Annotated in this window: 12 protein-coding genes and 1 tRNA gene; 7 read left to right on the plus strand and 6 right to left on the minus strand. The window is 38.9% G+C overall.

The features are described 5' to 3' along the window. The coding region (locus VKY50_RS02915; protein WP_324298671.1) for an ABC transporter ATP-binding protein at positions 1-743 on the plus strand (743 nt) is incomplete at its 5' end. Positions 744-804: 61 nt separating this feature from the next. On the opposite strand, the gene cdaA is transcribed toward VKY50_RS02915, so the two are convergent. Both cdaA and folP read right to left on the minus strand, forming a co-directional pair. Beyond that, positions 805-1,590, minus strand: coding sequence for a diadenylate cyclase CdaA (cdaA, locus tag VKY50_RS02920; RefSeq protein ID WP_008991768.1), 786 nt, complete (start codon positions 1,588-1,590; stop codon positions 805-807). A 90-nt stretch (positions 1,591-1,680) separates the two neighbouring features. Next, positions 1,681-2,520, minus strand: coding sequence for a dihydropteroate synthase (folP, locus tag VKY50_RS02925; RefSeq protein ID WP_324298674.1), 840 nt, complete (start codon positions 2,518-2,520; stop codon positions 1,681-1,683). Between the two features lie 125 nt (positions 2,521-2,645). Here folP and VKY50_RS02930 point away from each other — a divergent pair, with 125 nt between their 5' ends. The 5 genes from VKY50_RS02930 (at position 2,646) to VKY50_RS02950 (ending at position 6,303) form a co-directional block, all read left to right on the plus strand. Continuing rightward, a complete protein-coding gene (locus VKY50_RS02930) occupies positions 2,646-3,197 on the plus strand; it encodes a DUF1599 domain-containing protein (RefSeq protein WP_324298676.1) in 552 nt (183 codons plus the stop codon). Positions 3,198-3,246: 49 nt separating this feature from the next. Further along, complete coding sequence (locus tag VKY50_RS02935) at positions 3,247-4,347, plus strand: BT_3928 family protein (protein WP_324298678.1); 1,101 nt, start codon at positions 3,247-3,249, stop codon at positions 4,345-4,347. Positions 4,348-4,415: 68 nt separating this feature from the next. Further along, positions 4,416-5,165 carry a triose-phosphate isomerase gene (gene tpiA / locus VKY50_RS02940; protein ID WP_324298679.1) on the plus strand — a complete coding sequence of 250 codons (750 nt, stop codon included), beginning with the start codon at positions 4,416-4,418 and terminating at the stop codon, positions 5,163-5,165. A 13-nt stretch (positions 5,166-5,178) separates the two neighbouring features. Then, positions 5,179-6,012 carry a 50S ribosomal protein L11 methyltransferase gene (gene prmA, locus VKY50_RS02945; protein WP_324298681.1) on the plus strand — a complete coding sequence of 278 codons (834 nt, stop codon included), beginning with the start codon at positions 5,179-5,181 and terminating at the stop codon, positions 6,010-6,012. 15 nt (positions 6,013-6,027) lie between these two features. After that, complete coding sequence (locus tag VKY50_RS02950) at positions 6,028-6,303, plus strand: ATP-dependent Clp protease adaptor ClpS (RefSeq protein WP_324298683.1); 276 nt, start codon at positions 6,028-6,030, stop codon at positions 6,301-6,303. Here the strand turns inward: VKY50_RS02950 and VKY50_RS02955 are convergent, their stop codons facing one another. From VKY50_RS02955 to VKY50_RS02970, 4 genes are all read right to left on the minus strand, one after another. After that, the gene (locus VKY50_RS02955; RefSeq protein WP_324298684.1) at positions 6,304-6,516 is read right to left on the minus strand and encodes a YgaP family membrane protein; all 213 of its coding nucleotides are present in this window, start codon (positions 6,514-6,516) and stop codon (positions 6,304-6,306) included. Between the two features lie 28 nt (positions 6,517-6,544). Beyond that, positions 6,545-7,951, minus strand: a complete 1,407-nt coding sequence (locus tag VKY50_RS02960) for an MBL fold metallo-hydrolase (RefSeq protein WP_324298687.1) — start codon at positions 7,949-7,951, stop codon at positions 6,545-6,547. Between the two features lie 131 nt (positions 7,952-8,082). Beyond that, positions 8,083-8,496: a DUF6691 family protein gene (locus VKY50_RS02965; protein ID WP_324298689.1), complete on the minus strand. Its 414-nt coding sequence runs from the start codon at positions 8,494-8,496 to the stop codon at positions 8,083-8,085. A gap of 10 nt (positions 8,497-8,506) precedes the next feature. After that, a complete protein-coding gene (locus VKY50_RS02970) occupies positions 8,507-9,064 on the minus strand; it encodes a YeeE/YedE family protein (protein ID WP_324298691.1) in 558 nt (185 codons plus the stop codon). Between the two features lie 278 nt (positions 9,065-9,342). On the opposite strand from VKY50_RS02970, the gene VKY50_RS02975 reads away from it, so the two are divergent. After that, positions 9,343-9,416 (plus strand) — tRNA-Arg (locus VKY50_RS02975). Position 9,417: the final 1 nt, after the last annotated feature.

Below are 9,417 nucleotides of genomic sequence, written 5' to 3' on the forward strand. Positions count from 1 at the left end.
AAGGAGAGATTGTAATGGATGGAGTTCGCTTTGGTTATGTGAAGGATGAAGAAGTGCTGCACGGGATTTCTTTAAAGGTCAATCCAGGGCAGACTATTGCTATTGTTGGGGCGACGGGGGCTGGTAAGTCAACGATCATAAACTTATTAAATCGATTTTATGATATTAACCAAGGGAGCATTACTATTGATGGGGTAGATATCAAAGATTATACGGTAGAATCCTTGCGATCTCAGATTGCGGTGGTCCTTCAGGATGTGTTCTTATTTGCCGATACTATTCTTAATAATATCACCCTGATGGATCCAGAAATTAAGGAGGCTGATGTCATTCAAGCGGCTAAGGATATTGGGGTTCATAAGTTTATCGATAGCCTTCCTGGTGGATATCATTATAATGTAAAGGAGCGCGGTAGTATGTTATCCAGTGGACAACGTCAGTTAATTGCCTTTTTAAGAGCCTATGTGAGTAATCCTAGTATTTTGGTTCTTGATGAGGCTACCTCTTCTGTAGATGGATATTCGGAGCGTTTAATTCAAACAGCCACAGATAAAATAACCAAAGGAAGAACCTCCATTGTGATCGCGCATCGACTAACTACAGTTAAAAAGGCGGATAAGATCATCGTTATGGATGGTGGGAAAATCGTAGAATCTGGGACCCACAAAGAGCTACTTAAAAAACAAGACGGTTATTATAAGAACTTGTACGAGGTACAATTTTTAGCTGAAGAGGCTGTTTAAAAAATAATAGAAAAGCAGTTTATTTCACAGTATCACAATGAACTCTTACTCATCCATCTTTTTAGGAAAGGTCTTCGAGGATTTGATTTTTTAAATTCTCCAAGGTCTCAAATAAGACGAACTCTCCATTTTTCATATATGAAATCTGGCCATTTTCTTCACTAACCACAATGGAAACAGCATCTGTTTTTTCTGTAACACCGATGGCAGCACGATGTCGTAGTCCAAAGCGCAATGGAATATTTCGTTCGTTAGAAACGGGTAAAATGGCTCGAGTGGCTACAATTCTATTGCCTTCGATTATTATAGCGCCATCGTGAAGCGTACTGTTTTTATAAAAGATACTTTCTAAAATGGGTTGATTGACCTCTATATCCATATAGTCACCAGTATGTTTTACGAATTCAAGGGAGTTGTTTCTTTCAATAACTATAAGTGCCCCGGTGCGGCTCATGCTCATTTTTTCACAAGCAGAAATAATCGCATCTACATTGGTCTCCACCGTTGTGGTATCTTGTCGCATAAAACTAAAGTGTTTTAGCAAACCATTTTTCCCTCTGAAATTGGTGGAACCAACCATAAGTAGAAATTTGCGTATTTCTTGTTGGAAGACCACTAATAAAGCGAAAAACCCTGCGCCGATAAAATTGCCGAGAATGTTACTTAAGATGCGCATGTTTAAGGCCTCGGTTAACCAATAAATAATGTAGATCACCACAATTCCCATAAGGATGTTGATGGCGACCGTACCTTTTACTAATTTATAGACGTAATAAAATAGAAATGCGACTAAGAAAATGTCGATGATGTCTACCACCTTTATTTCCACAAAATCAAATAGTTCCAAATTGCTCGGTTTTTAGGTAAATTTAAAAAAAATATTAATGGTAATGCGCCATCAATGGATGGGAGGGATCTTTTTTGATATTTTGGTGGCTTAAACCCCGGTGTTGTTCTTGTTGATCATTTGATGGATTTTGACACACTCTACGGCTTGTTTCACATCATGTACTCTGAGAATATGAGCACCTTTACCTAAGGCTATGGTGTTTAGACTGGTGGTACCGTTTAAGGCTTCCTCTGGGTGTGTTTCAAGTAAGTTATAGATCATGGATTTTCTGCTCACCCCAACAAATAATGGAAGTTTTAAAATATGAAGAAGTTCTAGCTTGGCCATTAATTCATAGTTCTGATCCAAGGACTTTGCAAATCCAAATCCTGGGTCTATTATAATGTCGTTTATTTTATGGATGCGTGCTTGCTGGATACGCTGTGAAAAATAATATAAAAGATCTTTGATTAAATGATCGTACTGGGTGTGCTGTTGCATGGTCTTTGGATCCCCCTTCATATGCATTAAGATATAGGGTACTTGCAGTTTTCCAACCACTGGAATCATCTGTGAATCTAGCAAGCCTCCTGAAATATCGTTAATTAAACTGGCACCACTTTCGATGTTTTGCCGAGCGACTTCCGCTCTAAAGGTATCCACTGAAATTAACGCCTCTGGGAAATGTTTTAAAATCAATTTTGTAATCGGTACGCTTCTTTGAATCTCTTCTTGCTCACTTACCTGCTCAGCTCCTGGGCGAGTGCTATAGGCTCCCAGGTCAATAAAGGTAGCTCCTTGGTCTAAGATGGTTTCTACGCGTTTTAAAATAGCGGTCTCTTTGGTGTACTTTCCGCCATCGAAAAACGAGTCTGGAGTTACGTTCAAAATACCCATTACTCGGGGAATGGATAGGTCGATTAGACTGCCCTTACAGTTGATAGTCATCTATATATGGTATTTAATTTTATGCTATGTGACTCTTTTACAACGATCCACTTATGAAAGATTAGCGCTTCGGCTTTGACCATTGAAAATTTTAAGCGAAATTTACGCAAAATAGGAGTAAACTTATGCAAAATACATCAAAACAATATGATGGGGTCATTGAACTTTGTCGGGATTTGTTTGAGAAAAAAATGAAAGACTATGGGAGTGCGTGGCGAATACTGCGATTACCGTCTTTTACGGATCAAATATTTATAAAAGCGCAGCGGATTCGTTCCATTCAGGATAATCAAGTGCAGAAAGTAGAAGAAGGAGAAGTTTCTGAATTCATTGGTATTGTAAATTACGCCATTATGGCTTTGATTCAACTAGAGAAAGGTGTAGGTAGTGATGCGGATATGGATCTGGGTCAGGCTCTTGCGCTCTATGATCAAAAGGTTGGTCAGACCAAAGAATTGATGGAAAATAAGAATCATGATTATGGCGAGGCGTGGAGAGATATGCGCGTGAGCTCCTTGACTGATTTGATTCTTCAAAAGATATTGCGCGTAAAGCAAATGGAGGACAATAAAGGGAAAACGCTAGTGAGTGAAGGTTTTGATGCCAATTATCAAGACATGATAAATTATGCTGTTTTTGCGCTAATCCATTTAAAAGCCGATAAGAAAATCACCTAAGTCATGGATGATTGGGTGATTTATTTAAAAATCTAGATAAAGCATTGTTATGAGAGTAGTTGTTTCAGCAGCAAGAATAATTGTGGGATTATTATTTGTAATCAGTGGACTCATTAAATTGAACGATCCCGTTGGATTTTCATTTAAGTTGGAAGAATATTTCAGTCCTGAGGTCTTAGACTTGGCATTTTTGATGCCTTTTGCACTACATATCGCCGTGCTTCTTGTGATTTTTGAAACCTTACTCGGGGTAATGCTTCTTTGGGGGTATAAACCAAAGTTTACCGTTTGGTCCCTACTGCTAATGATTGTTTTCTTTACCTTCTTAACCTTTTATTCTGCTTATTTCAATAAAGTTACCGATTGTGGTTGCTTTGGCGATGCCATTAAATTAACTCCTTGGGAATCTTTTACTAAGGATGTGATATTGCTGGTTTTGATTGTAGTTTTATTTCTTGGTAAGAAATATATAAATACCTTGAAACTTGCGCCTACTGTGAGCTTGATAACTTTGGTGTTGTGCTGCTGGTATGCCTATTATGTGTACAACCATTTACCTGTGATTGATTTCCGTCCTTATAAAATCGGAAATAACATAACACAGGGCATGGAGATTCCAGCGGATGCACCCGTTGCCATCTATGATTATGCGTGGAAGTTTATGGTCAACGGCCAAGAAGAGATCATCGTCACCAAAGGGGATTATCCTACTGTTGAAGGCGAATTTATGGATGTTGAGACAACCCTAGTACAAGAAGGGTATGTGCCTCCGATTCACGATTTTACTATGGAGCGAGAGGGAGTGGATTACGCAGAGGAGCTTTTAAATGAGCCCTTAGTTTTGCTTATTGTAAGTCGGGTAATTGAACAGGCTGATAAAGAAGCCTTAGGAGAACTTCAACAGCTGGCTACCAAGGCAAAGGAAAAGGGATACCGCGTTGTGGGGCTGAGTGCTTCTAGTCCAACACAACTTGCTCTTTATAAAAATGAATACGGTTTGGATTTTGATTTCTATTTTTGTGACCTCACGACCGTGAAAACTATTGTAAGGTCCAACCCTGGGGTATTAGAGCTCAAAGAAGGAACAATCACCCAAAAATTGCATTTTAACGATTTGGAAGATTTTGAGTTCGAGAACCAAGGAAAATAAGTCAAGGGTAAGAGGCTAACGAAATACACGAACAAAATATTAATTATAGAACTAAATATAACAATAGCATGAGAGAAAAAATAGTTGCTGGAAACTGGAAAATGAACAATGATTTGGCTGAAACTCAGACCCTGATCAGCGACCTAAGAAAAGTGTTAACCAATACGGATGTAAAGGTAAAGATCGCACCGACATTTGTGAATCTATACCCCGCTTATGAAACCCTAAAAGAGACCTCAATAGAGGTGATCGCTCAAAATATGCACCAAGCTAAAAGTGGCGCTTATACAGGTGAGGTGTCGGCCGATATGCTTAAGAGTATTGGGATTCAGACGGTTATTTTAGGACATTCTGAAAGACGTGCTTATTTTGGTGAAGATGATGCTATATTAGCTCAAAAAGTCACTGCTGCAGTGGATGCTGGATTAAATGTCATTTTCTGTTTTGGGGAAGAATTGGAGGATCGAAAAAACAATACACATTTTGATTTGGTGGCAAGTCAACTAAAGAACGGATTATTTCACCTTCCAGCTAGTGCGTGGAAACAAATTGTTTTGGCTTATGAACCCGTTTGGGCTATCGGAACGGGAGAAACTGCATCGCCAGAGCAAGCTCAAGAAATGCATGAGTTTATTAGAAAGACTGTCGCTCAACAGTATGATGACTCGTTGGCTGATGGTGTTTCCATTTTATACGGTGGGAGTGTAAAACCAGCAAATGCCGCTGAGATCTTTTCTAAGCCTGATGTAGATGGTGGACTAATCGGTGGAGCTTCTTTAAAAGCCGAAGATTTTGTAGCCATTGTTAATGCTTTCTAGTTAACGAAAAATAATGGATGAAATTTATCTAGAATATACTTTCAAAGTATCCCCTGCAATTCCTGGAACCGAGATTCTAATCGCGGAACTGGGATATGCAGGCTTTGAAAGCTTTGTAGAGCAGGACAATGGTGTGGTTGCTTATATACAAAAGCAAGATTGGACCCCGGAGATTTTACAGGACATCGTCATTTTAAAAAACCCAGATTTTACCATATCATATTCCTTTATTGAAATAAAACAACAAAACTGGAACCAGGAGTGGGAACGTAACTTTCGCCCTATTGTAGTGGATGAGGTTTGTACGGTTCGTGCACCCTTCCACCAGGTACCCAATACCAAATACGATATCATTATCGAGCCAAAAATGAGTTTTGGGACGGGTCATCATGAGACGACTCATATGATGATTCAATTTATTCTTAAAAATGATTTCCAGGGTAAAACGGTTTTAGACATGGGCTGCGGAACTGGTGTATTGGCCATTTTAGCAGAGAAGCAAGGTGCTGTGGCAGTAGACGCTATTGATGTGGATAACTGGTGTTATTTAAATGCCATAGAGAATGTCGATCGTAATGAGTGTCATCATATCAATGTTTATCAGGGGGATGCTTCTTTATTATCTGGTAAGCGTTATGATGTGATCATTGCTAATATTAATCGAAATATTTTATTAGAAGATATTCCCGTTTATGCCAATTGCTTAAACGATCAGGGGATGTTATTTCTAAGTGGCTTTTACAATGATGATATTCCAAAAATACAGGAACGCTGCGAGGAATTTTCGTTAAAGTTTACTGAAAACCTGGAAAAGAATCTTTGGGTTGCAGTAAAATTCATAAATTAGTATAAAATATTGAAGATGAGTACTAAAGAAAAAATATTAGAAGATGTTCTTGTAGAAGAGCAAGTGGTTAAGGAGCATGAAATTGTCTTATATAACGATGATGTAAATACCTTTGACTACGTTATCGACACACTAGTGAATGTATGTGATCACACCCTGGAGCAGGCTGAACAGTGTTCTATTATAGTGCACTATAAGGGTAAATGTACAGTTAAAACAGGGGAGTACGATTACCTAAAGTCACGTTGTGCTAAATTATTACAAGCAGGACTTAGTGCAGAGATAGTGTAACTAAGACGTTGGTTTATTAGTGGAAATACCACAGACTTTATACAGTGGACAGACTCGGAAAAAACACGTAAGTAACATGGCTATGGCGAGTAGCATAAACACTACGCCTAAGAGTCCTTTTAATATTTGAAAATAAAACAACATTGCAATAACAAAGGCTATTACTACACGAATTAGCTTATCCTTCTTACTCATATTCATTTTAATCTTCATAGGCAGACTTTCACTTTTAAAAGATCATTTACTTCGAACAACTTTGGTTAGAAACTGGTAGATTCGTTTGTTTTAACGCCTCAAACCCTCCTTTTATATCGGTGAGCTTGGCGAAACCTCTAGCCCTTAAAATGGACGCTGCAATGGCGGAACGATACCCACCGGCGCAGTGGATGTAATAAGGTTTTTGTTTGTCTAATTCCGTCATGTTCTCATTGATGAAGTCCAATGGAAAACTCCTTGCGAAGAGTAAATGTTGATTGTTAAATTCATCTGGTTTGCGTACATCTAAAATGGTCATTTGATCACTTTGATGCTGAAAATTTCCGTAAAATGTTTCTGCATCGATAGATTTTATGGACTGGGTTTCTTTCCCTGCCTCTTTCCAAGCCGTTATTCCACCTTCTAGATAACCAAGGGTATTGTCATAGCCCACTCTTGATAAGCGGGTGACAGCTTCTTCTGCTCTACCCTCAGGGACCACCAATAGAAGCGGTTGTTTAAGGTCTGTGATTAAAGCGCCTACCCAAGGAGCAAAAGACCCGTCTAAGCCTATAAAAATGGAATTTGGGACGTGTTGATCTAGGTACTCCTCTGTTGATCTAACATCCAGGACGACGGCTGCGTGCTGGTTTGCTATGGCCTCAAAAGACGCGGGATCTAATGGAATACTTCCCTTTTCTAATACCTGATCAAAAGACTCGTACCCTTGTTTGTTAAGTAGCGCGTTTTTGGAGAAATATTGTGGTGGAGGTAGAATGCCGTCTAAAAGTTCTTCTATAAAGGCTTCTTTTGTGGTATTTTCATTAAGTGCATAATTGGTCTTCTTCTGATTTCCCAGAGTATCTACCGTGTTCTTGCTCATGTTTTTTCCACAAGCAGATCCTGCGCCATGAGCTGGGTATATAAGAAGATCATCTTCCAATGGCATGATCTTCTCTCGTAAGGAATCATAGAGCATTCCAGCCAAATCTTCCTTAGTTAAATCCTGTTTAATCGCGAGGTCTGGACGACCAACATCGCCTATAAAAAGGGTGTCCCCGGTGAAGAGGGCGTAGTTCTTATCCTGCTCATCGATTAGAAGATAACAGCATGATTCTAGGGTGTGTCCTGGAGTATGTAGCACTTTGATTCGTACATCGCCTAGGTTGAACTCTTCTTGATCTTTTGCCTGATATATGTCATAGTTAGTAGTAGCGTTTGGTCCATAGACGATGGTGGCTCCTGTCTTTTTTGCCAGATCTATATGCCCGGATACAAAGTCCGCATGGAAGTGCGTTTCAAATATATATTTAATTGTTCCTCCTGATTTTTCTGCCTTAACAATGTATGGTGCGGTTTCTCTAAGTGGATCAATTATGGCAACTTCCCCTTGGGATTCTATGTAATAGGCGCCTTGAGCTAGACAGCCTGTATAAATTTGTTCAACTTTCATTTTTTTACACTTTTTTGCATTGCTCCTTAATACGATTTTTAAGCAGCAGTCCAAAGGTACAAAATCATGGGACTTTTCGATGTTTTAAAGGCTACCAATATGCTATTTTGACCCTCTAAGAGTGGATCTTATTAATGGGGCAGTTTGGTTTTTAACAGGCCATAGGCAAAGGTTCCTGCTACAGCGGCTAAAAGAACAATAATCATCGAAAGCAGGCCAGTGCCAATAAGCGTAAATATAGGACCTGGACATGCGCCAGTTAAGGCCCAGCCTAGGCCAAAAATACTTCCTCCAATAAGATAGCGGTATTTGGATTTTTCTTTTGGTTCAAGGATTATTGGATCGCCTTTGTCGTTTTTGATCTTAAATTTTTTCGATAGCTGAATTAATGGAATACCTGTTAGGATGGCACTACCAATAATTCCGTACATATGAAAAGATTCAAAATGGAACATTTCAAAGATACGATACCAGGATACGGCTTCTGATTTTACTAAGACAATTCCAAGAAGCATTCCCGTTAGGATAAATTTGATATTTTTCATACGCGCTGTTTTAAAATAAAAGTGGTAGGATGAAATGTGTCATTACAAGGCCACCTATAAAGAAGCCTATTACTGCAAATAGCGATGGTAGTTGTAGGTTACTTAACCCGGTGATGGCATGTCCTGAGGTGCAACCGCCTGCATAACGTGTTCCAAAACCAACTAAAAACCCTCCTACAACTAGTATTAATAAGCCATTTAGACTAAATGCGGATTCTAAGGAGAACATTTCCATTGGGACTAAAGATTCTCCAATATTATCAAAACCAAACTCTTGTAATCTAATTACCGTATCGTTGTTTAATTGAATAAGGGAATGATCGCTTAGGTAGAAATAAGCTATGAACCCTCCTAAAATGGCGCCGAGAACGACCATAAGGTTCCATAGTTGAGACTTCCAGTCGTAGTGGAAGAAGTCCGTATATTTTCCTGCACCTCCAATAGCACATAGGGTTCGTAAATTGGAGGATACCCCAAAAGTCTTACCAAAATAAACTAGTAGGTACATGACCAGAGCCAGTAATGGGCCAGACACGTACCATGGCCATGGTTGAAGTATTAATTCCATAAAACAATGTTATTAGATGTTTACCAAATATACGGAGTTATATATAAGAATTATGCGAAAGTGGATTTAGATTTGGATGGTGTGTAATCTGAGAGTTGTTCTTTAGTTTTAATATAGTAAACTCCAGTGTTTCTGGGTTAATTTCGTGGAAAGTTTAAAGGTATAATAGGTAATGTAAGCTATAATTCTTATTTTTTTTAAATAAAGTTTGGTGCATATGTCATAAAAAATATTATATTTGCACCCGCATTTAGATAATGTCTGATTGCTTACAAAAAGGCCTCGTGGCGCAACTGAATAGCGCATCTGATTACGGCTCAGAAGGTTGCAGGTTTGAATCCTGCCGAGGTCAC

The organism is Galbibacter sp. (assembly GCF_035306585.1).
GTDB lineage: Bacteria > Bacteroidota > Bacteroidia > Flavobacteriales > Flavobacteriaceae > Galbibacter.

Bases quoted from the DNA above. Each gene is read 5' to 3' on its own strand.
- VKY50_RS02965 (WP_324298689.1), bottom strand. From the start codon at position 8,496: ATGAAAAATATCAAATTTATCCTAACGGGAATGCTTCTTGGAATTGTC.
- VKY50_RS02930 (WP_324298676.1), top strand. From the start codon at position 2,646: ATGCAAAATACATCAAAACAATATGATGGGGTCATTGAACTTTGTCGG.
- prmA (WP_324298681.1), top strand. From the start codon at position 5,179: ATGGATGAAATTTATCTAGAATATACTTTCAAAGTATCCCCTGCAATT.
- VKY50_RS02955 (WP_324298684.1), bottom strand. From the start codon at position 6,516: ATGAAGATTAAAATGAATATGAGTAAGAAGGATAAGCTAATTCGTGTA.
- VKY50_RS02935 (WP_324298678.1), top strand. From the start codon at position 3,247: ATGAGAGTAGTTGTTTCAGCAGCAAGAATAATTGTGGGATTATTATTT.
- VKY50_RS02950 (WP_324298683.1), top strand. From the start codon at position 6,028: ATGAGTACTAAAGAAAAAATATTAGAAGATGTTCTTGTAGAAGAGCAA.
- folP (WP_324298674.1), bottom strand. From the start codon at position 2,520: ATGACTATCAACTGTAAGGGCAGTCTAATCGACCTATCCATTCCCCGA.
- VKY50_RS02970 (WP_324298691.1), bottom strand. From the start codon at position 9,064: ATGGAATTAATACTTCAACCATGGCCATGGTACGTGTCTGGCCCATTA.
- tpiA (WP_324298679.1), top strand. From the start codon at position 4,416: ATGAGAGAAAAAATAGTTGCTGGAAACTGGAAAATGAACAATGATTTG.
- VKY50_RS02960 (WP_324298687.1), bottom strand. From the start codon at position 7,951: ATGAAAGTTGAACAAATTTATACAGGCTGTCTAGCTCAAGGCGCCTAT.